The organism is Natrinema salifodinae, assembly GCF_900110455.1.
Classification (GTDB): domain Archaea; phylum Halobacteriota; class Halobacteria; order Halobacteriales; family Natrialbaceae; genus Natrinema; species Natrinema salifodinae.
This window is the reverse complement of sequence record NZ_FOIS01000003.1, coordinates 728,337-750,354: the sequence shown is the minus strand read 5'-3', so window position 1 is coordinate 750,354 and position 22,018 is coordinate 728,337. Positions and strand designations below refer to the sequence as shown.

At 64.4% G+C, this 22,018-nt stretch carries 19 protein-coding genes; 4 read left to right on the top strand and 15 right to left on the bottom strand.

What is annotated here, in order from left to right; all coding sequences use genetic code 11:
* Nucleotides 1-199: 199 nt before the first annotated feature.
* Genes BMY29_RS13690 through ahaH form a run of 8 tightly spaced genes read right to left on the bottom strand, consistent with a single transcriptional unit; the run spans nucleotide 200 to nucleotide 8,233 of the window.
* Nucleotides 200-1,618, bottom strand: coding sequence for an ATP synthase subunit B (locus BMY29_RS13690; RefSeq protein ID WP_049991360.1), 1,419 nt, complete (start codon nucleotides 1,616-1,618; stop codon nucleotides 200-202).
* Nucleotides 1,619-1,625: 7 nt separating this feature from the next.
* Entirely contained in the window at nucleotides 1,626-3,389 is a 1,764-nt protein-coding gene (locus BMY29_RS13685; protein WP_049991359.1) for an ATP synthase subunit A, read from the bottom strand.
* Nucleotides 3,390-3,393: 4 nt separating this feature from the next.
* Nucleotides 3,394-3,726, bottom strand: a complete 333-nt coding sequence (locus BMY29_RS13680) for a V-type ATP synthase subunit F (protein ID WP_049991358.1) — start codon at nucleotides 3,724-3,726, stop codon at nucleotides 3,394-3,396.
* The gene (locus tag BMY29_RS13675; protein ID WP_049991357.1) at nucleotides 3,723-4,775 is read right to left on the bottom strand and encodes a V-type ATP synthase subunit C; all 1,053 of its coding nucleotides are present in this window, start codon (nucleotides 4,773-4,775) and stop codon (nucleotides 3,723-3,725) included. The genes BMY29_RS13680 and BMY29_RS13675 overlap by 4 nt, the downstream gene beginning before the upstream one ends.
* Nucleotides 4,772-5,353 (bottom strand): V-type ATP synthase subunit E, encoded by a 582-nt coding sequence (locus BMY29_RS13670; protein ID WP_049991356.1) that lies wholly within the window; start codon nucleotides 5,351-5,353, stop codon nucleotides 4,772-4,774. The genes BMY29_RS13675 and BMY29_RS13670 overlap by 4 nt, the downstream gene beginning before the upstream one ends.
* 21 nt (nucleotides 5,354-5,374) lie before the next feature.
* Nucleotides 5,375-5,644 (bottom strand): ATP synthase subunit K, encoded by a 270-nt coding sequence (locus tag BMY29_RS13665; RefSeq protein WP_049991355.1) that lies wholly within the window; start codon nucleotides 5,642-5,644, stop codon nucleotides 5,375-5,377.
* Nucleotides 5,644-7,914: a V-type ATP synthase subunit I gene (locus BMY29_RS13660; RefSeq protein WP_049991354.1), complete on the bottom strand. Its 2,271-nt coding sequence runs from the start codon at nucleotides 7,912-7,914 to the stop codon at nucleotides 5,644-5,646. The genes BMY29_RS13665 and BMY29_RS13660 overlap by 1 nt, the downstream gene beginning before the upstream one ends.
* Nucleotides 7,901-8,233, bottom strand: coding sequence for an ATP synthase archaeal subunit H (ahaH, locus tag BMY29_RS13655; RefSeq protein WP_049991353.1), 333 nt, complete (start codon nucleotides 8,231-8,233; stop codon nucleotides 7,901-7,903). Before ahaH ends, BMY29_RS13660 begins: the two co-directional genes overlap by 14 nt.
* Before the next feature lie 159 nt (nucleotides 8,234-8,392).
* On the opposite strand from ahaH, the gene BMY29_RS13650 reads away from it, so the two are divergent.
* Nucleotides 8,393-9,016 (top strand): methyltransferase domain-containing protein, encoded by a 624-nt coding sequence (locus BMY29_RS13650; protein WP_049991352.1) that lies wholly within the window; start codon nucleotides 8,393-8,395, stop codon nucleotides 9,014-9,016.
* 41 nt (nucleotides 9,017-9,057) lie between these two features.
* Here BMY29_RS13650 and BMY29_RS13645 read toward each other — a convergent pair whose 3' ends face one another.
* Nucleotides 9,058-9,561 carry a type IV pilin domain-containing protein gene (locus tag BMY29_RS13645; RefSeq protein WP_049991351.1) on the bottom strand — a complete coding sequence of 168 codons (504 nt, stop codon included), beginning with the start codon at nucleotides 9,559-9,561 and terminating at the stop codon, nucleotides 9,058-9,060.
* A 109-nt stretch (nucleotides 9,562-9,670) separates the two neighbouring features.
* On the bottom strand, nucleotides 9,671-10,885 hold the full coding sequence (locus BMY29_RS13640) for a DUF7096 domain-containing protein (protein ID WP_049991350.1): 1,215 nt from the start codon (nucleotides 10,883-10,885) through the stop codon (nucleotides 9,671-9,673).
* A gap of 361 nt (nucleotides 10,886-11,246) precedes the next feature.
* On the opposite strand from BMY29_RS13640, the gene BMY29_RS13635 reads away from it, so the two are divergent.
* The gene (locus tag BMY29_RS13635; protein WP_049991373.1) at nucleotides 11,247-12,395 is read left to right on the top strand and encodes a helix-turn-helix transcriptional regulator; all 1,149 of its coding nucleotides are present in this window, start codon (nucleotides 11,247-11,249) and stop codon (nucleotides 12,393-12,395) included.
* A 44-nt stretch (nucleotides 12,396-12,439) separates the two neighbouring features.
* Here BMY29_RS13635 and BMY29_RS13630 read toward each other — a convergent pair whose 3' ends face one another.
* Nucleotides 12,440-13,207, bottom strand: a complete 768-nt coding sequence (locus tag BMY29_RS13630) for a hypothetical protein (RefSeq protein WP_049991349.1) — start codon at nucleotides 13,205-13,207, stop codon at nucleotides 12,440-12,442.
* A gap of 277 nt (nucleotides 13,208-13,484) precedes the next feature.
* Nucleotides 13,485-14,480: a radical SAM protein gene (locus BMY29_RS13625; RefSeq protein WP_049991372.1), complete on the bottom strand. Its 996-nt coding sequence runs from the start codon at nucleotides 14,478-14,480 to the stop codon at nucleotides 13,485-13,487.
* A gap of 183 nt (nucleotides 14,481-14,663) precedes the next feature.
* Here BMY29_RS13625 and BMY29_RS13620 point away from each other — a divergent pair, with 183 nt between their 5' ends.
* Together BMY29_RS13620 and BMY29_RS13615 are read left to right on the top strand one after the other, a co-directional pair.
* Nucleotides 14,664-15,785: a DUF373 family protein gene (locus BMY29_RS13620; RefSeq protein ID WP_049991348.1), complete on the top strand. Its 1,122-nt coding sequence runs from the start codon at nucleotides 14,664-14,666 to the stop codon at nucleotides 15,783-15,785.
* 70 nt (nucleotides 15,786-15,855) lie between these two features.
* A complete protein-coding gene (locus tag BMY29_RS13615) occupies nucleotides 15,856-16,968 on the top strand; it encodes an NAD(P)-dependent alcohol dehydrogenase (protein WP_049991347.1) in 1,113 nt (370 codons plus the stop codon).
* A gap of 24 nt (nucleotides 16,969-16,992) precedes the next feature.
* On the opposite strand, the gene BMY29_RS13610 is transcribed toward BMY29_RS13615, so the two are convergent.
* From BMY29_RS13610 to BMY29_RS13600, 3 genes are all read right to left on the bottom strand, one after another.
* Complete coding sequence (locus BMY29_RS13610; RefSeq protein ID WP_049991346.1) at nucleotides 16,993-17,835, bottom strand: polyprenyl synthetase family protein; 843 nt, start codon at nucleotides 17,833-17,835, stop codon at nucleotides 16,993-16,995.
* A 68-nt stretch (nucleotides 17,836-17,903) separates the two neighbouring features.
* Complete coding sequence (locus BMY29_RS13605) at nucleotides 17,904-20,582, bottom strand: methyl-accepting chemotaxis protein (protein ID WP_049991345.1); 2,679 nt, start codon at nucleotides 20,580-20,582, stop codon at nucleotides 17,904-17,906.
* Entirely contained in the window at nucleotides 20,582-21,850 is a 1,269-nt protein-coding gene (locus BMY29_RS13600; RefSeq protein WP_049991344.1) for an ABC transporter substrate-binding protein, read from the bottom strand. The genes BMY29_RS13605 and BMY29_RS13600 overlap by 1 nt, the downstream gene beginning before the upstream one ends.
* Between the last annotated feature and the right edge of the window lie 168 nt (nucleotides 21,851-22,018).

Genomic DNA, 22,018 nt, shown 5'->3' with positions numbered 1-22,018 from the left:
TCGTCGGGCGATTCCTCGCGCGCTCACGCGGACGCCAGGCCGACCGGCAGTGGCAGTTACTCACCACTCGCTGCGTCCGCAGGCCAACCGCAGCGATACCCGGCAACGAACCGCGAGAGCCGTCGCTTTCGAACGACGGTCGAGAAAACGAATCGGCAAATCAAAACTGCGAACCGAAACCGCGAATCGACCGCGCCGATCAGTCGTCGGCCGTGACTTCGGCCGCTTCCGTCTCGTCGTCGCGGTAGTGTTCCTCGATGAGTTCCTCGTCGATGCGGTTGAGTTCCTCCTTCGGGAGTTCCGAGAGGAGGTCCCAGCCGACCTCGAGGGTTTCCTCGATCGAGCGGTTGGTGTCGTACCCCTGCTGGACGAACTCTTCCTCGAAGCGGTCGGCGAAGTCGAGGAACTTGTTGTCCCGCTCGGAGAGGGCCTCGCGACCGACGATGTTCACGAGGTCGCGCAGGTCCTCACCCTCCGCGTACGCGGCGTACATCTGGTCGGAGACGTCGCCGTGGTCTTCGCGGGTCAGGCCCTCGCCGATCCCGTCGTCCATCAGCCGCGAGAGGCTCGGGAGGACGTTGATCGGCGGCTCGACGCCCTGGCTGTTCAGGTCCCGGTCCATCATGATCTGGCCCTCGGTAATGTAGCCAGTCAGGTCCGGGATCGGGTGCGTGTCGTCGTCGCCAGGCATCGTCAGGATCGGGATCTGCGTGACCGACCCGTCCTGGCCCTCGATCCGACCCGCGCGCTCGTAGAGCTGCGCCAGGTCGGTGTACATGTACCCGGGGTAGCCACGACGGCCGGGGACCTCCTCGCGTGCGGCGCCGATCTCGCGCAGCGCCTCACAGTAGTTGGTCATGTCCGTCAGGATGACCAGCACGTGGTAGTCCTTCTCGAAGGCCAGGTACTCGGCCGTCGTCAGGGCGAGCCGCGGGGTGACCTGCCGCTCGACTGCGGGGTCGTCCGCGAGGTTCATGAAGACGACCGAGCGTTCGAGCGCACCCGTGCGCTCGAAGTCGTCCATGAACTCGTTGGCCTCTTCCTGGGTGATCCCCATCGCGCCGAAGATGACTGCGAACTCGGAGCCGTCGCCGTCGCCTTCCTCTTCTTCGGGGACGGTCGCCTGGCGGGCGATCTGGAGCGCGAGTTCGTTGTGGGGCAGTCCCGAGCCGGAGAAGATCGGGAGCTTCTGGCCCCGGACCAGCGTGTTCATGCCGTCGATGGCGGAGACGCCGGTCTGGATGAACTCCTCGGGGTACTCCCGGGAGAAGGGGTTGATTGCTTCGCCGACGATGTCGTGTCGCTCGTCGGGGACGATCTCCGGTCCGCCGTCGATCGGGTTCCCGGAGCCGTCGAGCACTCGCCCGAGGAGGTCCTCGGTGACGGGCATCTTCATCGTCTCGCCCAGGAAGCGAACGGAGGCGTTGCGGTCGATGCCGCCCGTGCCTTCGAACACCTGGATGGAGACGATCCCCTGACTCGATTCCAGCACCTGTCCGCGCAGGGTCTCGCCCTGTGGCGTCTCGATCTCGACGATCTCGTCGTACCCGACGGGCTCGTCGACCTCGGCGAACACCAGCGGACCGCTGATTTCCGTGATAGTCTGGTACTCTTTCATCGTTACGTTAGTACAGTGCTCGGAGTTGTTCCGTGAGGTCGCTCTCGATCTCGTCGATGAACTCCTCCCACTCCTCGGAGGTGCCCATCCGGTTGAGCCGCGGTGCGGCGTCGACGTCCGTGATCTCTTCGACCGGGACGCCGGCTTCCAGCGCCTCGAAGGCTTCGTCGTTAAACGTCTTGATCGCCGTCAGCATCCGGTAGGTCTTCTCGGGTTCGCAGTAGGTGTCGACGTCGTGGAGCGCGTTCTGCTGGAGCCAGGCCTCACGCAGGTAGCGTGCGACCTCCAGCGTCAGCTGCTGGTCCTCCGGCAGCGCGTCCTTCCCGACGAGCTGGACGATCTCCTGAAGCTCGTCTTCCTCGTCTAGCACGTCGACCGCCCACTGGCGGATGTCCGACCAGTCGTCGGCGACGTTGCCTTCCCACCACGGGTCGAGCTGGTCCTTGTACAGCGAGTAGGACTCGTTCCAGTTGATCGACGGGAAGTGACGCCGCTCCGCGAGGTCGGCGTCCAGCGCCCAGAACGTCTTGACGATACGCAGCGTGTTCTGGGTGACGGGCTCGGAGAAGTCACCGCCTGGCGGGGAGACCGCACCGACGACCGAAATCGAGCCCTCGCCGCCGTTGATCAGCTGGAACTTGCCGGCACGCTCGTAGAACTCCGAGAGTGCAGCCGCCAGGTACGCGGGGTAGCCCTCTTCGCCGGGCATCTCCTCGAGTCGGCTGGAGATTTCGCGCATGGCCTCTGCCCACCGCGAGGTGGAGTCGGCCATCAGCGCGACGTCGTAGCCCATGTCACGGTAGTACTCCGCGATGGTGATCCCGGTGTAAATGCAGGACTCGCGGGCCGCGACGGGCATGTTCGACGTGTTAGCGATGAGGCAGGTCCGGGCCATCAGCGGGTTCCCGGTCTGCGGGTCCGGCAGTTCCGGAAAGTCCTCGATGACCTCGGTCATCTCGTTGCCACGCTCACCACAGCCGATGTAGACGACGATGTCCGCGTCGGACCACTTGGCGAGTTGCTGCTGAGTGACGGTCTTCCCGGAGCCGAACGGACCGGGAATCGCGGCGGTCCCGCCCTTCGCGAGCGGGAACAGGCCGTCCTGAACGCGCTGGCCCGTTACGAGGGGCTCGGTCGGCGTCTCCTTGGTACCAGCGGGACGGGCCTCGCGGACCGGCCACTCCTGGTGCATCTGGATTTCCTCGCCGCTGGAGAGTTCGACGACGGTCTCCTCGACCGTGAACTCGCCGCTCTCGATCGACGTGACTTCGCCGCCCTCGTAGTCCGGCGGCACCATGACCTTGTGATCGATGGTGACCGTCTCGGGGACGACCCCGACGACGTCGCCGGGTTCGACCTCGTCACCTTCCTCGACTTCGGGCGTGAACTCCCACTGCTTCTCGAGGTCGATTCCGGGGGCGTCGACCCCGCGGTCGAGGAACGCCGTTCCCATCTTCTCCTCGAGGACGTCGAGCGGACGCTGGACGCCGTCGTAGATGGAGTCCAGCATCCCCGGTCCGAGGTCGACGCTCAGGGGCTCGCCCGTGTTCTCGACGGGCTCACCCGGGCCGACGCCGGACGTCTCCTCGTACACCTGAATGGTGGTCAGGTTCCCTTCGATCTCGATGACCTCGCCCATCAATCCTTCGTCGCCGACGTAGACGACGTCGTTCATCCGGGCATCGAGGTCCGTGGCGGTCACGACGGGACCGCTCACGCTTTCGATTACACCGTCTTCGTCGACGGTCTGGGTTTCTTCTGCCTGGCTCATAGTGTTACTCGCTGTCTTCCTCGTCCATCAGGTCGATACCGATCGCACGTTTGATCTGGTCGCGCAGCCCGCCGCCACCGGTGCCGCTGCCGATGGTGACGACGACCGGCTCGACGCTCGTCTCGACCGCCTGGCGAACGTTGCGCGACAGGTGTTCGAGGTCGTCGTCGTGCATGACGACGATCCCGACGCCTTCGTCCTCGAGAACGTCCGTGACCGCGTCGTCTAAGTCCGCGTCCTTCTCGTCGTCCGGGACGTTCTCGAACCGCCTGACGCCCGCGAGGCGGAAACCGGTGGTAAACTCCGGGCTGCCGACGACTGCGATTTCCTGGCTCATAGGATCACCAGCTCTTCTTCGATCTCGTTCTCGTCGAGTCCGACCTCGCGACCTCGCGCGATCGCACGGATGTTCTCGACCTCGCGTTCCTTCGCGAGGATGTACGACAACACGGCCGAAACGGACACCGGATGGATGCTCGAGAGGGTGTCCGCGTACTCGAGCAACGCAGCGTCTAGTGCGTGCTCGAACTGGATAAGGCTGTCAGCTTCGCGCAGCCGAGAGAGCGCCTCCGAGAGCCGATCACCGTAGCGGCGGTTGTCGGCGATGTGATCGACGAGCTCGTCGTAATCGTTGACGAGTCGACTCAGTTCGTTCTGGTCGAACAGCACGCCGCCCTCGATGTAGTAGGTCGCCGGATCGAGGTCGGCGCCGCTGCGCGCCAGCCGCAAGGCGTTGCGCGCGTTCCGGAAGTCGATCTCCGCTTCGAGGAACTCGACGTACTTCGCTTCCGGCCCCTCGGCTGGGGCCCCGAGGTCCTCCAGTAGGTGCTCGTAGAACGCCCGGTCGAGGGCGTTCTCGAGCGGAACGAGCGCACCGCTCTCCTCGAACTGTTCGTAGGCCGAAGAGAGGGACTCGTAGTAGATCGTTCCCGACAGGACTTCGACCGCGTCCTCGATCGCATCGACTTCGAGGAGGCGATCGATTGTCCGGTCGTCGAGCTCTCCGGCGCGAATGAGGTCCGTCCGCATCTCTTCAGGATCGGTGTCGGTGTAGATCCCACGGACGATCGTCTTCACGTTCCAGACGTCGAACTTCCGGAGGTACCGGGCGATCAGGTCGTAGAGCCGTCCCTCCGACCAGTCGAGCAGATCGTCGAAGTGCTTGGCGAGATTGCGGTTCAAGGCGTGTTCGACGAGGTCGACGCCCGAGAACCGCGTGCCGAGCTCGTTGATCTCGCGTTCGTACTCCGTCTCCTCCATGAACCGCGCGATCTCGCTCGGCCCCATCCGGATCAGCTTGCGGTAGTCTTCGTCCGCGAACAGCGACGCTCGACGGGACCGAACGCGAGCGTTCACGTATTCCGGATTCGAGGCACCTGCGCTCATTGCTCGAAGAGGCGGTTGCTGATCTCCTGGAGGTTGTCTTCCCACACGTCTTCGAGCACCGAGTCGAACGTGTTGTTGACCCGAACGCGGGACTGGTCGCTCTCGACGACGACGCCGCCGAGGCAGTCGTACTCGCCGGCGTACTCGTAGCCGTCGTAGTCCTCGAGGATCGACTCGAGCAGCGCCTGATCGTCGGCGCGACCGTAGACGCTGACGTCGTCGCCCTCGTCGAACTCCGAACTCGCTGCCTCGAGTAGCTCCCGCGTCAGTTCCTCGCGGGAGTCGCCCTCGAGGGCGGCGAGCTCGGCCTCGACCTCCTCGCGGACCTCGCCGAGGACGTCACGTCGGGCCTCGAGGCGCTTTTGCTTGGCCTCCAGCTTCGCACTGGAGAGGCGCTGCTCGCGAAGCTGCTCGATCTCGCGCTCGACCTCGGCCTCCGCCTCGGTGACGATCTCCTCGGCATCTGCCTCGGCGGCCGATTCGATCTCCTCGGCGCGCGTTTCGCCCTCGGCGCGGATGTCCTCCGCACGCGCGTTGGCCTCTTCTCGAATGTCTTCTACGACTGTGTCCAAACTCATTGGTGAGAGAAGGGGATGTGGTTATCCGACGATGAAGACGACGACCAGCGCCAGGATCACGAGCGTCTCCGGAAGGACGGTCATGATAAGCCCCGGCACGAACAGGTCGTCGTCCTCAGCGAGCGCGCCGACTGCGGCCGCGCCGATCCCGCGCTCGGCGTAGCCCGCTGCGAGGGCGGCCAGGCCGACTGCGATCGCTGCAGCCGCATTCGCTTCGAGGAACGGTGCCGCTGCGCTTTCTCCATTCTGCTGCAGTACGACGTTCGCGAGGTCTGCTGCGTTTTCAATCATTATTGTTGTTGAATGTCCTCACCGTAGGTTCGATCGTGTCCGAACGGTTCGTAGTTCTCCCCACCGCCTTCATAAAACTTGTTAAAGAATTCGACGTACTCGAGGCGCACAGCCTGTAAGCCGGCGCTTGTCACGCCAAGCGCTAGCACGAGCAGGTGCCCGAGTACGAGGATGGCGATCCCACCGATGAAGGCGGCGGTGCCCGAGTGCATCAGGCCGCTGAAGATGAGCTCGGCTTCGCCGCCGTAGTGCTCGGCGACGTAGGCCGGCTCGTGGCTCCGCAGGAAGTGGAAGCTGCCGTGTGGGTCCTCGTACCCGCCGAAGAACAGCAGGTTGACCACGAAGGCCATGCCGGCCTTCGCGAGCAACACCGCTGCCATCCGGGTGTACGAGAAGACGTTCACGACGACGTCCAGCGCCTCGACGGCCTCGATTGCGTCTCCTGCGATCAGGAGCACGAGTCCGGTGAGAGCGATCAGGAGCGGAAGCGTGAAGAGCATGTCCGTTCCCGGAATCGTGAACAGCCCCATTTCCGGGAAGCCCTCGAAGCCGATCGGCAGCGGTCCCTCCGAGCTGAACGTCTCGAACAGGAACGCCGGCTTCGTGCTCTCCTCGGGGTTCTGGGCATCGTAGCCCTGGACCGAGAAGATCCAGATCCAGACGCCGTTGAGCAGCAGGAGCCACGAGCCGCTATGCGTGACGGCGTCTTTGACGCCGTGGCTGAGGTTCTCGTAGAAGTCCAGGATGTAGCCGATGTTCAGGTGGAAGATCCCGGCCAGGACGCTGATGACCATCCAGCCGAGCGCGAAGTCACCGGCCGCCGGCTCGAGACCCTTGGCTAACGGCAGGAGCTCGATGTGGAAGACGTCCTCCCAGAGCACCTCTCCGAGCACGTGCAGGCCGAATATCTCGCCGTACAGCGCGCCGAAGAGGATCGTGAACAAGCCTGCCCAGATCGCAACGCCGCCGAGGCTGCGGATCCCGTCGCTGTCGAAGCTTGAGTACATGTAGTACCCGATCGCGACGTACAGGATCCCGTACCCGACGTCTCCGATCATGAACCCGAAGAAGGCCGGGAACGTTAGGAACAGGAAGATCGTCGGATCCAGTTCGCTGTACTTCGGTCGGTTGACCGCCTGGACCAGCACCTCGAACGGCCTGGCCGGTCCGGGGTTGTCCTGGATCACCGGCGGTTCGTCGTTCATCGTGACCGTCGACCCGCCGTCGGTCACCGCCTTCTGCGGTTCCTCGTCGGCCTCGGCGGCGCTCTCGTCGTCCTCGTCGGCCGCCGACGCCGTTCCCTTCTGGACCTCTTCCGTGTGGGCGTGGGCGCCGTGGCGGTCGTAGTCCGCCCGTTCGAGTTCTTCGATCTCGACGCTGTCGCCGACGGCGTCACTCAGGTCGGCGACGAGCCGATCGTACTCCTCGGTCGGGATCCAGCCCTCCGCGACGAACGCGTGCTCGGACGTCGCGAACTGCAGCGGGGCTTCCGCCTGCTGGACCTCGATCGTCAGCTTCTCTTCGACCCGTAGGAGGAAGTCGCCTTCCGTCCGCTTGATCTCCGCAAGCTCCGCGTCGATGTCCTCGAGTTGCGACTCGAGGTCGCGCTTTCGCTCCTCGAGGTCAGCGACGTAGTCCGCCGGGCTCTGCTCGGTGTCGGGCACCTCGTGGCGGGTGACGTCGACGCCGACCAGCGCGTCGTCGATCGGATTCTCGTCGCCACCCTCGGCGGGTGCGGCGACGATCGCCACGACGTCGCCACCGGTGAACGTCTCGAACGCCCGGATGTCGTCGGCCGCGGCGACCGCGTCTTCGATCGCGTCGACACGACCCTCGACGACGGCCACGTCGACCGTCTCGTACCCCGACAGCAGGTCGAGGTCGATGCCCAGTTCCGCGAAGGGCTCGACGCGGTCGATCCGCTCGTCGGCTTCCCGCAGTTCGGTGTTGACCTCTCCGCGGCGGTCGTCGAGTTCGTTGATCCGCGTTCGGATCTCCTCGAGTCGCTGTTCCCAGCCCTCGTCGAGCGTCCCCGGCCCGGCCTCGTCGGCCGATAGTTCCAGGGTGCTCTCGAGGGCCCGGACCGTCACCAACTTCTCGGAGGCCTGGTCGGCGCCCTCGATGGGGTTGCCGTTGTCGAAGCCCTCCCAGGAGCCGTCGTAGTCCGAGAGGTGCACCAGGTTCAGCTCGTGGACCGTCTCGATGACCGTGGGCATGATGCCCTTTGATCCGGTCACCGAGACCTTGCTCATCCGCTCAGGTCTGAGCATGGACGTCCTCCTGGAACAGTTCGACGACGTGGTCGGTCACTTCGTCGACCCGATCCCGGGCGCGCTCGGCGAGTTCCTCGCGCTCCTGCTCGCCCTCTTCGAGGACGCGCTCACACTCGGCGTCGATCTCCTCGCGCGCTTCCGCCAGGCGGCGCTCCTTCAACTCCTGCGCCTCCTGTTCCGCTTCCGTGCGAATTTCCTCGGCACGTTCCCGGGCCTCGGTGATTCGCTCGTCGCGGTCGTTCTCTGCCAATGCGACGATCTCGTCGGCCTCGTCCTCCGCCGACTTAATTCGTTCGAGAACCTCTGGCCTCGGCATACTCTAAGCAGTCGGACGTTTGCGAGAGCGCGTATATGGTAGTTGCGAAAGTCCCTCAGTACGTCCGGCATCGAACCGCCGCTAATCGAGTGTTACCCGCGGTTCGTCCGACGGCGCGGAACAGTAGACATATGCCGGCCGGACCGAAACTCATCCCCAATGGGAGTTCTCGAGAACAAGGCCCGGGCTCGACTGTTCTACAAGTACCTCTCGCGGGTCTACGACTGGGTCAATCCGTTCATCTGGACCGAAGACATGCGTACCGAGGCCCTCTCCCTGCTCGATTTCGAGGAGGACATGACGGTGCTCGACCTCGGCTGTGGCACCGGCTTCGCGACCGAAGGCCTCCTCGAGCACGTCGACGAGGTCTACGCGCTCGACCAGAGCGAACATCAACTCGACCAGGCCTACGAGAAGTTCGGCAAACGCGCACCCCCGGTCCACTTCCACCGCGGCGACGCCGAGCGGCTGCCCTTCGCGACCGACACCTTCGACGTCGTCTGGTCGTCGGGCTCGATCGAGTATTGGCCGAATCCGATCCTCGCGCTCCGGGAGATCCGGCGCGTCCTGAAACCGGGCGGCCAGTTCCTGGTCGTCGGCCCGAACTACCCCGACAACCCGATCACCCAGCGTCTGGCCGACGCGATCATGCTCTTCTACGACGAGTACGAGGCCGATCGGATGTTCAAGGCCGCCGGCTTCGAGGACGTCAAACACGCATTCATGGGTCCGTCGTACAATCCCGACGTCGCGATCACCACGATCGGCCGCGCTCCCGAGTGAGCAGCTACCCGAGTGCGCCTGGCGACTCAGCGCCCGCCACGTCAGGTCGCCACCGTCTCGAGTTCGGCAATCCGCCGTCCCTCGACGGCGAGCGTGACGGTAACCGAATCACCCGCGGTCAGGTCCGGCTCGTTCGTCGTGGCGAGAGTCACGCCGGCCCGCTCTCCCGCAGTCCATTTTGACTCCGTTTTGCCGTTGAACGGCCCTTTCGGTGCGCCGTCGAATCCCTTCGCACCGACGAACGGCACTGGCGGCTGTTCGGCTACCGTCGTTCCGTCGATCGCGATCGTCACCGACAGCGTCTCGACGTCGACGTCGTCTCCGGCGACGTGGTCGATCGTGATCGCCGACCGATCGCTGTCGGCCGCGAGTTCAAAGGTTGCCCTCGGTCCGGGTTCGTCGAGCGACCAGGCGCCGACGCCGACCGCGACGACGGCGGCCAGGCAGACGGTGAGTGCGAGGAGAATAACGACGCCGATGGTCGGAGTGACGGCGCGCGGAGTTAGACGTGGCTGGTGTCTACAGTGGGTCGACCCTGCGTTCACGTGGCCCTCTGGCCGCGTCTCCGCGTATAAACTTCAACCCGATACAGTAGCGATCAATCACTAGCCAAACAGCCGGCGCTCACGAAATCGAGTTCCAGGTATCCCGGAACTACTCCGTTATTATCGCCTCGACGGTCCCATTCGCCGTCTCCGCTTTAAGTTCGTGCGTGCCGACTGGCCGGTTCACCCAGATCGTTCCATCCTCATCGGTTTCGCCGAGTTCGAAGCCATCGATCGTGATCGTTGCCGTCTCTGGCTCGTCCGTTTCTACATCGGTGGTGGTGACTTTGATCGGTCCGTTTGGCAGTGTTTTGTTTACAGTCATATTCACACTGTTATTGGACCAGGGTCCGTGGTCGTTCGAAGGAAGCGAGGGCGAAGAGAGTTCTTGCACCTCGCGGTAGATATCTCCGGCGCCACCGTCGAGGTAGACTTCGAGTCGTCCGTGATCGTGACTGATTTCGGTCCAATAATGGTCGGGGCTGTTGTCCTGGAAGTGCGGATTGCCGTGCTCGTCAGTCCACGGATACAGTTCCAACGTACGGTCGTACGCTTCGCGATCTTCAAACTGGTTGGGTGCCGTCTTATTTCGGTTATCGAACCTTGTCGTCTCGATGATGTACCGACTTCCCTCCATCATTGAGAGGCTGTACCCGTTCTGCGACGTCGAGACGACTACATCGTGAGAATCATCGGCTGCAGTCTCGGATACCTGTTCGAGGTTCTTTCGGACCGGGGTCCGGTGTACATCGAAAATTTTCTCGTCGGCGCGTTTCGTGGTGAGCGAATAACCCGGCACGTGAGCAGCGCGTGCATCTAACTCCTCGAGCGTCTCGGAGAGCTTTGCCGCCTCATTGTGGTTCCGCAAGAGCGTCTGTAGCAATTCGTCGGTCGAGCGGTCACCGGACGCGTGGTCAGCTACCGCTTCGCGTTCGCGTTGTTCGAGGGTATCGGCCCGGTCCATGAGCCGCTCGTATGCAGTCTGGATAAGGATCTCCCGTTCCTCGGTGGTCGCAGTCTCAAATTCGTCGTCGACGATGGTGTACTGCTCCTGGTCGATCCGAAGTTCGTCGTCGGCACTGGCGAGGGCGACTCCAAGGTCCGGGCTGTAACTCTTGTACTCACTTGTAACGTCCCCGGTAAGTCTGAGGCGGTTCGTTGTATTTTCAATTTCAGTCGGTGCCGTTTGTACCGCCGGAGATCGCTGCAGGGACATGTCGGATTCGCGGCTGTTCCCACCGTCAGGGCTTGCCGCGACGACGGGCATCGCGGGCAGCGAGAGGACGAGAAGGAACGCGAGGAGGGCGGGCGTCGCGTTATTCATCAGAACACCGTACGGGCTCCTGATACAAAAACTGGTCGTCTACCGATGAGAGACGAGACGAGCAGCTAACACGACTACTGAGCCGATTCACAGTCGACGGTAACGGTTTATTTTTCGATGGAAAGTGTTTTTTCCCCCGGGAAACCACCCGTTGGTACGCATGCGGATTTCCACTGCCGCCACACTCGCCCTCACAATCCTCCTCGCCACGTCCGGTCTGGGGGCAGTGGCCGCCACATCGTCAAGTCACGCCCCGACGACCGTCGAGCGGTCCCCCTCAGCGTCACCCTCTGCCCCGGCCCCAGCCCTCGAACAGCAACACTCCGTCTCGTCGGTTTCGTCACAATCAGCCGGCGAACCGCTGGAACGGCCCGACACCTGGCAGGTAATCCGGATCGGGATCACGGATACCGGAGACGCGGAATGGACGATCGAAAGCCGGTTTCTCGTGACTAACGAAACCGAGGCCGAAGTCTTCGACGAATACGCCACCGAGGTCGCTTCGGGAACACGGGATTCCTCGTTGAATCCGAGTCTATTCGCACGGTATGCGTCGCTCGCTTCCGAATCGACCGATCGCGAGATGACGATCGAGAACGCCGGCTGGGACGATGGACGGATCGAGTCGCTCGAGACTGATCGCCAGGCCTCGATCGAAGGCGAAGCTGAAAGTGATGTTCGCGTCGGCGTCATCTCCTATTCGTTTACGTGGACGAACTTCGCGACGGTCGACGGCGATCGAATTCGCGTCAGTGATGGTCTTCAGACGGATAATGGACCCTTAATCAGCACGCTGACGGAGGGCCAACGCTTCGTCATCGAACCGCCGGCTAACTACGCGTTCGTCGATTCGCCGACGGGAACCGAAAACGGTGCGCTCGTCTGGGAGGGGCCACACGAGTTTAGTGAAGAAGGCCTCGAGATCACGATCGTCCGAAGCGCCAATGAAAGGCCGCTGTTCTCGAGAAGTGGCTGGTTGCTCGTTGGCTTCATCGGACTCACGATCCTCGTCGGTATCGGCAGCTACCTCCTCGCGCGACGCCACGACGACGGTCTTCCGATCCCGTCCGATCGGGTACCAGCGGACGCCGCCGAGTCGCTCGGACTCTCCCAGTGGTTCGGCCGTGGGAGTACTCAGGACGGACCTGAGCCCGCCCCAGCTGCCGGAAACGATGGCGGCGAGTCGATCACCGATGCGGGTGTACCGTCGTCCACGTCGGAGGGCCCCGGGTCCAGACCCGCGTCAGGAACCGAACTCGAGTTCGAAGAGGATATCGACGACGCGATCGATCCCGAACTGCTGAGCGACGAGGAACGCGTCCTTCGGCTGCTCAGACGAAACAACGGACGAATGAAGCAGGCCTCCATCGTCAAGGAGACCGGCTGGTCGAACGCCAAAGTCTCGCAGTTGCTCTCCCAGATGGACGAGGACGGAGAGATCGAAAAGCTTCGGATCGGCCGCGAGAATCTGATTACGCTGCCGGAAGTCGACCCGACCGCGCTCGACTGATCGGCTCGTCGACGGCGACCGCGGTCGATCGCCGGTTGCTCGCGTTACTGGTCGCTCGATTCCGTCTCGTCGGCGTCGTCGGTCTCCGACGCTGACTCCGTCTCGGTTTCCGTCTCAGTTTCGGTCTCCGACTCTGTCTCCGGATTGAAGTGGATATCCTCCCCGACGGCGTCGTAGATGTCGTCCCAGTCTTTGTCCTCGTCCATCAGGAAGACCTCGACGGTCAGCGACCGCTCGCCGAACTCCTCGATGCCGGCCGGTCGAACGTCGATGTTGTACGTGCCGTTTTCGTCCATCTGGACCTGGCCGGTGCGCTCGACGATCTTTCGCTCGCCCTCTCCCTCGTTGATCTTGACGAAGAAATACGGTTCGCCGATCACGTCGCCGTGTTCCGGCGGATCGACGTTCTCCATGCTTGTGTTGGCGGTGACTTCGAGGTTGAAGTTCGAGTAGCCCTCGCCGTTTTCCGCGGGCTCTTTGTCGACGAACTCGACGCTTTCGATGCGGTCTTCGCGCTTATCCTCCAACGGCCGGTTCGGTTCCTCGGGCGGATGCCACTCCGCGTCGGCCGTGTCGTCTCCACCGTCTCCACCGCCGTCCGTGTCGGTCTCCGTGCCAGTACTCTCCGTATTCGAATCCGTAGCGCCGTTCGAATCGACGTCATCGCCGAGATCTTCGGTTCCCGGCTCCTCCGTGTCGTCTTCTGTCGTGTCATTCGACTGCGCACCCGTCTGTGACCCGCCGAGGGCACTGCAGCCCGAGAGGGCCACGAGCAGTGCAACCGCGACGATAGCGAGTTTTCTAAACTGCATCGTAGCCGCCCGTTCTCGATGGGGTCCCATTATTACATCCCAGATAAGCGACAGTGGCTCGTTCGGCGATGAACGGGTCCGTCTCGGCTCGAGACGCTCGGTTCCGCAGCGTTGACCGCCGCGGAACGATCGTTATACTGTGCCCAATACCGCACAGCCCAGTCCGTACGCGCCGCGCAGCCCTGAAATGCTGCATTCGACGGCTGGTCACCGTAGCCGCCGCTCGTACCTCGCAAGGACACGGACACGAACCGTCGTCTCGTTCTCGCGTTCGCAGTCAGGCCAGCGGCGTCCGCTCGACGACCTGGCCGTCGTAGGTCGGATACTGTTCGACGATCTCACCCTCCTCGAGGTCGCCCTCTTCGATCATTTCCTCGAGGAGCCACCAGGCGACCTCGACGTGGTTCGTTTTGACGGTGTAGAACTCCTCGGGGACGCCGAGCGCCTCGAAGCGTTCGGCCTCGGCGTACGTTTTCCCGTAGACGAGGGTGCCATCGTCGGTGACGTCGTCGAACTCGCGGCGGACGTTCCGGGCCATGCGTTTCAGGCGGCGGCGGTGCTGGGCGGCGTCCTTGAAGACGGACGTACAGAAGTAGACCTTTTCGTGGTCGCCCATCGCTTCGAGGATATCCTCGCGGGAGCCGTCGACAGCGCTCATGTGGTCGTCCTTGAGTTCGAAGCCCTGTTCCTGCATCCGGCGGTAGTTGCCTTGGGACATCTCGAACTCGTTGACGTTGCAGAACTCGGCGGCGCCCTCGTCCAAGAACTCGAGGAACTCCTCCTCGGCGCGGATACCGGGGATTTCGAAGGCGGGTGTGAGGCCTTCTTCGCGAGCGATGTAGAGGATGTCCTCCCATTCGGTGCCGTGGAGGTCACCCCACTGCTCGTACGGCGGGTGGAAGCGAATCTCGTCGAGACCGGCCTCCGAGAGCCGGCGCATGTTCTCCCGACCGCCTGTGATGCCGGTGTAGAGGTGAGTGTGGTGGTCCTCGCCGAATTCGTCTTTCAGGAGTTCGAGGTAGTGGCAGGTCCGGTCGAGGGCCTCCTGGGGCTCGCCGCCGGTGATCGAGGTGCCGAGTGCGTCCATCCGGGTGGCTTCCGTGATGACGTCTTCGTCGCTCTCGACGAGCCGTTCGTTAGCGTACACGTCGGTGACGTTCTTGCGGTTCTCGCCGAGTGGGCAGTAGAAGCAGTCGCGCTGATCGCAATACCCGTAGACGAACAGCACCATTTTGCCGCCTTTCGCGCACTGCTCACAGCCCTTCGAGATCATTCGATGGTCCATAGCCGTCCGAGCCTCAAAAGCCGTGCGAAACTGACCGGATCCGAGCCGCAGTACCGGCCGCCTTCGCGACGGGTATTCGGATCGACCGCCGCGGCCGGGACGTCCGCCCTCCGTGCGATCGGTTAGATCGTCCCAGAAGAGGGAAATACCGCGGCGTGCAACCACGACCCGATGCTGTTGGTTCTGTGCGTCGACCTCGACGACGACCTCGGCCGCAAGACCGGATTTATGACGCCGGTCATCGGTCGCGAGCCCGTCGAGGAGGCGGCCGTCGCCCTCGCGACCGCGGATCCGGAGGACTCGGACGTCAACGTCATCTTTCAGGGGTTGCACGTTTACGACGACCTGGCCGACCGCGACGAGAGCGTCGAGGTCGCGGTCGTCACCGGCAACGATCAGGGCGACGTCAGCGCCAACCGCGAAGTCGGCGACGAGGTCGATACCGTTCTCGCGAGCCTCTCCACCGCCGAAGACGTCACCGCACTCGTGGTCACCGACGGCGCGCAAGACGAGTCCGTCATCCCGATCATCCGCTCGCGCGTCCCGATCGACGGCGTCCGCCGAGTCGTCGTCCGCCAGGCCCAGAACCTCGAGTCGATGTACTACACGATCAAGCAGGTGTTAGACGACCCCGAGACGCGCGGAACGCTCCTCATTCCGCTGGGAATCCTCCTGTTGATCTATCCGCTCGCGCTGATCGGAACGCTACTCGAGCTTCCGGGATTCGTTCTGGGGACGACGTCGGCCCTGCTCGGTCTCTATCTCATCTCGCGGGGCCTGGGACTGGGCGACCGACTCGACGCGGCGGTCGAACGTGCCCGTCGGTCGCTGTACGCCGGTCGGACGACGCTGCTGGCGTACGTCGTCGCGGCCGCGCTGTTCGCGCTGGGCTGTGTCAACGGATTCGACACGCTCGAGGCGGTCCGGGAGTCGGCCGTCGGCGACGCCGAACTCCCGGTTCTGCTCGCCGCCTTCGTGAACGGGTCGGTCCACTGGATCGCCGCTGCGGGGGTTACCACCAGTCTCGGCCAGATCACCGACGAGTACATCGCCGGCACGCTGGAGTGGCGCTACCTCAACGCGCCGTTCTACGTGCTCTCGATCGCGATCGTCCTCCACGCCGTGAGCGCGTTCTTCCTCGACCGAGTGGAGATCACGTACTTCGCGGCGGCCCTGACGGCGGGCACGCTGCTCGGGATCGTGAGCACGCTGACCTTCGCCGTCGCGGAGTCGCGCTTCTCGGATACCGACGACGCCGGTGACTCCGGCGCGCGCAAAGCGGACCGCGCCTGACGCCTGACTGCGGCCCCGTTGCCAGTCCGTGCACAACGTTCATTGCTTGGTATTCAGTACCAAGACACGCATGGAGATCGAAGCTGCCGTGGTCAACGAGGAGGGCGGTTCCTTCGACATCGAGACCGTCGACCTCGAGGACCCACAAGGAAACGAAGTACTCGTCCGCGTCGTCGGCGTCGGCGTCTGCCACACCGATATGATCGTGCGCGATCAGCTGTACCCGACGCCGCTACCGGCGGTGTTGGGCCACGAAGGGTCCGGCGTGGTTGAATCGGTCGGCTCGAACGTAACGGCCGTCGACCCGGGCGACCGGGTGGTTCTGAGCTTCGATTACGACGAGAGCTGTCACAGCTGTCGTGACGGTCATCCGGCCTACTGCGAGGGCTTCTTCGAGCACAATTTCAGCGGACAGCGTCCGGAGGACGGGACGTCCCCGCTCTCGCGGGATGGTGAACGGCTCAGCGGCCGGTTCTTCGGTCAATCGTCGTTCGCGACCCACGCTATCGCGACCGAACGGAACGTCGTCCCCGTTGAGGACGACGTTCCGCTGGAACTGCTCGGCCCGCTCGGGTGTGGCATCCAAACCGGTGCCGGTGCCGTCATCAATTCGCTTGACCCCCAGGCCGGCTCCTCGATCGCGATCTTCGGCGCCGGCTCGGTCGGGCTCTCGGCGATCATGGCCGCCGATATCAAGGGCTGTACGGAGATCGTCGCGGTCGACATGCAGGAGTCCCGTCTGGAACGGGCCGCCGACCTCGGTGCGACCGAGACGGTCGATCCCGATTCGGTCGACGACGTGATCGAAACCGTTCGGGGACTGACCGACGGCGGCGCTGATTACGCCGTCGAATCAACCGGCGTCGCAGATGTCGCCGAACAGGCGGTCGAGACGCTCACCCAGCGAGGGACGGTGGGTCTCGTCGGCGCGCCGCCGCTGGGTACCGAGGCGAGCTACGACGTCAACGAACTCATCCTCAACGGGCGGTCGATCACCGGCATCGTCGAAGGCGATTCGGATCCACAGGAGTTCATTCCGGATCTCGTGGACCTGTACCAACAGGGGAAGTTCCCCTTCGACGAACTCGTCACCTACTACGACTTCGAGGAGATCGACCAGGCCGTCGAGGATTCGGAGACCGGCGAGACGATCAAGCCGGTGCTTCGGGTCGGCGAGAGCTGACCCCGGACCGGTCGTGACGCGACGTTAGCGCTCTCGCTCGACTACGAACTCGGCCAGGTCGGCTAAGTAGCCTCTGGCCTCGGGATCGGCGATCTCGACCCGATCGAGGGCGTCGATCGCGCGGTCGGCCTCGGTGCGGGCGCGATCGTTGGCTTCCGAGGGCGTGAGGTCGGTCACCTGAACGACCGACGGCCGCTCGAGGGCGGCGTCGTGGCCGGTCGGTTTGCCAAGTTCCTCGACGTCGGCGACGGCGTCTAACACATCGTCTCGGATCTGAAAGGCGATGCCGACCCGTTCGGCGTACTCGCCGAGTGCCTCGACGGTGACGGGGTCCGAATCGGCGGCGATTGCGCCGAGTTCGGCCGCGGCACGGAACAGCGCGCCGGTCTTGCGCCGGGCTAAGGTCATGTATTCGTCCTCGTTGGCGGGCTGGGCCGAGAGTTCGGTCGCCTCGCCGATACCGAGTTCGACCATCGCGTCGGCGACGACGCGGGTGGCGTCGGGATCGGTCGAAAAGAGCGCGAACGCCTCGCCGAGCAGGCCGTCGCTGGTGATGATCGCCGGCCCGTGGCCGAACTCGGCCCAGGCGCTGGTCGTCCCGCGGCGCAGCTCCGAGCGATCGATGATGTCGTCGACGACCAGCGACGCCGTGTGGACGAGCTCGATGCCGACGCCGAATTCGACGGCGTCCTCGGCCCGGCCGCCGACCGTCTCGCAGGCCAGCAGCGTCACCATCGGTCGGACGCGCTTCCCTCCGGAGAGCGCGACGTGACGAACTTCCTCGGTGAGCGTCTCGGGTTCGACCCCTTCGACTACCTCGACGAGACGCTCCTCGATCAGCGCCCGTCGGCGCTCCAGCAATTCCATCACACGCGCTTAGAACGGGGGTGAAAAGTACGTGACGGTTTAGCGGAAGGCCGCCGATCGGGGTCCGGCTACTCGTCTTCGAGCCGGCTGAACGTGAACTCGCCCTCGTCGTCCGACGGCTCGTCACCGGCGGACGTCTCGTCGTCAGTCGACTCCGACTCCGAGTCCGAGCCCGAATCTTCGTCGGCCATCGCTTCGGTTTCGCCCGACTCGTCGGCAGCCGCATCGGCCTCGATCGCGTCGCCGTCGGCTGCATCGATCGGCGACTCGCCAGCCAGGCCGCTCGAACCGGCAGCGGCGGCGGTCTCGACGTCGGTGTCGACGTCCGCCATCGCTCCGTCACCGTCCGCGCCGGGGCCGGTCGTGCTCGCGTCCGTGATCCCGTCGCCTGGTTCGATCGCACCCTGGTCGTCGGCGCGCTCGCCTGGTTCGACGTCGCCGACGCCGTCGACGTCCGTCTCGTCGAACGCGAAGGTCTCGCGCTCGTAATCGGTACTGTACTCGTCGACCGACACGTCCGCCACCTCGTCGGTCTCGAAGTGATCGAGCGTCTCGCTCAGATGGGCCGCCTGGTCGGCGAGCGAACTTGCGCTCTCGGACACTTCCGAGAGGGCGGAGGTCTGTTCCTCTGCAGCCGCCGCGACGCGCTGGGCCTCGGAAGCCGTGGAGTCGGAGATCTCGGTCGCCGACGAGACCATCGCGACGACCTCCTGGGTGGAGGCCGCCTGCTCTTCGGTCGCCGCGGAGATTTCCTGAACGCCGTCGTTGGTCCGGTCGGCGTAATCGGCAATCTCGTCGAGCGCCTCGGCGGCGTTCTCGACGGAGTCGACGTGTGCCGCGATCCGGTCGGCGGTCCGCTGGACCTCCGTCGCGGTCTCGGTGGTCTGCTCGTTGATGCGCTCCAGTCGCTGTTCGATGTCCTCGGCGGTCGATTTGGTGTCCGCGGCCAGTTCCTTGACCTGCGTCGCGACGGCGCCGAAGCCGGAGCCCTCGCCGTCACCGCCCCGCGAGGCCTCGATGTTCGCGTTCAGCGCGAGCATGTTCGTCTCGCGGGCGACCTCGGTGATGAACTCGACCAGTTCGTCGATCTGAGCCATTTCCTCCTCGAGTTCCTGGATGGCCTCGACGGCCTCGGTCGACTCCGATTCGATCTCGTGCATCCCCTCGATGGCCCCCTGGGCCGCCTCGCGGCCGAGCCGACCGGTTTCGGCCGTTTGTTCGGCGATGTCGGCGACGTTGTTCGAGGAGGCAGCGATCTCTTCGGTCGTCGTCGAGAGGCCGCTCATCTCCTGGTTGACCGACTGCAGATTCTGGTTCTGGCGATCCGCGCCGTCGGAGATCTCCTGGATCGACTCGGAAACCTGCTGGGAGGCCGAGCGGACCTCTTCGCTGGACGCGGTCACCTGTTCGCTGGCCGCCGCGACCTCGTCGGCGAAGGCCTTGACGTCGGCGGTCGTCTCCTCGAGGTCCGCGATCATCTCGTTGAATGCCTTGGCGATGTCGGTCATCGCCTCGCTCTCGCTCTCGGGGTCGAGCCGCCTGGTCAGGTCGCCGTCGGCGCAGTCGTCCATCACGGCGCTGAACGCCTCGGCTTTAGCCTCCAAGTGGCGGTTCATCGACTCGGTCTCGGCGCGGGCTGTTTCGGCCTCCTCGCGGGCGGATTCGGCGGCCTCGATCTGGTTGCGTAGCGAATTGCGCATGCTGTCGAAGCCGTCGTACAGCCGCCCGATCTCGTCGACGCGGTCCGTTTCGAGATCGACGTCGAGGTTCCCTGATTCCATCTTCGTCGTTCGGTCACGAAGCCTGGCTAGCGGGACGACCGTCTGTCGACCGAGGACGACGCCGACGATACCGAGCGCGACCAGGCTCGCCAGCACCATCGCGATGACGTTCGTTCCGACGTCGGACGCGACGCCGTAGGCCTGGTCGGTCGGGACGCTGGTGACGGCGACCCACTGGGTGTTGCCGACGGGGACGTACGCTCGCACGACGTCGCCGTCTTGGATGCGGGTCAGTCGCCCGCCGAGGGCGGCCGCCATCGCTTCGTCGTCGATCGAGGCAGCGTCGATCGACGCCGATTCGGCCTGGAACACCGCGGAGCCGTCGCTGTCGATGATGGCCGTCGAAGCCGACGTGTTCTCCTGGTGGAGCTGGTCGACCTGGTACTCGAGCGTCCCGATGATGACGACGGCCCGATCCTCGCGTTCGGTGACCGGGCTAGCGAAGGCCATCACCTGGTCGTCGAGGGTCGGCGATTCGTAGGACGTCGGGGAGTGCCAGACGGACTCGTCGAGTCCGAGGTTGTCCTCGAAGCCGTCGGCGGCCCACGGTTCCTCGAGCGCCGCGAACGACTCGCCGCGGTAGGCGGCGTTCGTGCTCGTGACGATCTCGTCGTTCTCGGTGTCGACGTAGTGGATCGCGCGCACGTCGACGTCCATCCGGGCCTGCTCCTCGACGAGTTGGCCCTGAACTTCCTGCGGATCGCCCTCCTGAAGAATCGGCGAGTCGGAGGCCGTCCGGGTCTGGACGCGCATCGTCTCGACCCAGTTGCTGATCGCGTCGGCCTGCATTTCGGCGGTCGATTCGAGCTGCTCGTTCGAGTCCGTCCGGACCGTGTTGTCGATATCGGCGTAGCTGACCGCTCCGACGGCGCCGATGACGAGCACGACCGCCAGGATCGATACCACGAACTTCACGAGGTACCGCCGCCTGACGAACGACGGCACCAGGGATGCGAGCGACACCATTACGAGGTCACCCGTTCGAGTTCGGCGGTGCCGCCGGCAGCGCGTTCGTCGAACTCCCAGTACTCGAAGATCGTGTCGACCATGTCGCCGTTCCCGTCGAAGCCGACCGAACTCGAAGCGCCCTGATACGTGACGGGGTCACCGTGGGCCGCGAGGTCGATCCCCTCGGCGAGCGTCTCCGGCGTGATCTCCTCGCCGTCACCGGTGGTGACCGCCTGCATGGCGTTTCTGATGGCGGTCCCGTCATTCTGCCCGGCGTAGGCGTTCGCGAGCAGTAAGACGGCGCTCGCGTCGTAGGAATGGGGCGTAAAGACGCCGGGTTCGGCGTCGTATTCGTCCTTGAACAGCTCCGTGAACGTCTGGGTACCCGGCCCGTCGACGAGCGGTGCGGTACCGCGGATTCCGTCGAGCGAGTAGTCGACCTCGTCGTGGAGGTCGCCGTCCTGTAACCCGTCGGTGACGAGGATGTCCTCTTCGGCGTCGGCCCCCAGGTCGGAGAGCACCTGGCCCCCGGTTTCCGGGTAGCCGATCACGACGAGCAGTTCCGGATCGTCTTCCCTGACCCGTCGGATGGCCGCGCGATAGCTCCCTTGTCCCTCCTCCAGCGGCACCTGAGACGAGACCGTCCCGCCGTGATCGGTCCGGAACGAGCGCGCGAACGCCTGGCTCAGCTGCCAGCCGTAGTCGTTGTTCGCGTAGAGGGTCGCGGCGCTGTCGTGGCCGAGGTCGTTCGCCGCACGGTCGGCCAGCACGACCGCCTGCAGCGAGTCGGAGACTGCAGTTCGGAAGACCAGGCCGGCGTCGTTGAGCGAGGTGATCGTCGGCGAGGTCGCGCCGGGCGAACAGCAGACGGTTCGGTAGGGGATGAGCACCTGCTGGGTCGCCTGCAGCGTTACGTCGGATGCCGCCGGGCCGTTGACCATCGGATAGTCCTGAGCGACCAGGTCGGCTGCGCCCTGCACGCCCGCAGACGGCGAGGTCTCCGTGTCGGCGACTTCGTACTCGATATCGAGTGGGATGTCGTCTTCGACCTGCCTGATGGGCAGCTCAGCGGCGTTTCGCATCGGTTTTCCGACCGTCTCGAGGTCGCCGCTCAGCGGCTGCATGATGCCGAGTCTGAGCGTTCGGTCGGTTCCACCGACGTCGCTCCCGTCCTCGACGTCGGTCGAGTCGAATCCGGGAACCGAACTGAGACAGCCGGCGAGGCCGCCGAGACCGGCGGCGCAGAGACCGGACAGTAGTTTTCGACGATTCGTTTGCACGGACATATCTGCGCATTTCACTCGTGGCATATAACTTCACTGTCTGGTTATCGTGAATGGTCAGAAAATAACCATTCCCAATTGGTGGCGCAAACGTTCGACACGGCGGATTTCAGCCCACTCACGCCGTATTTGGATCGAACTTGTGTGTTATCCCCGTGGGTGACGATATCG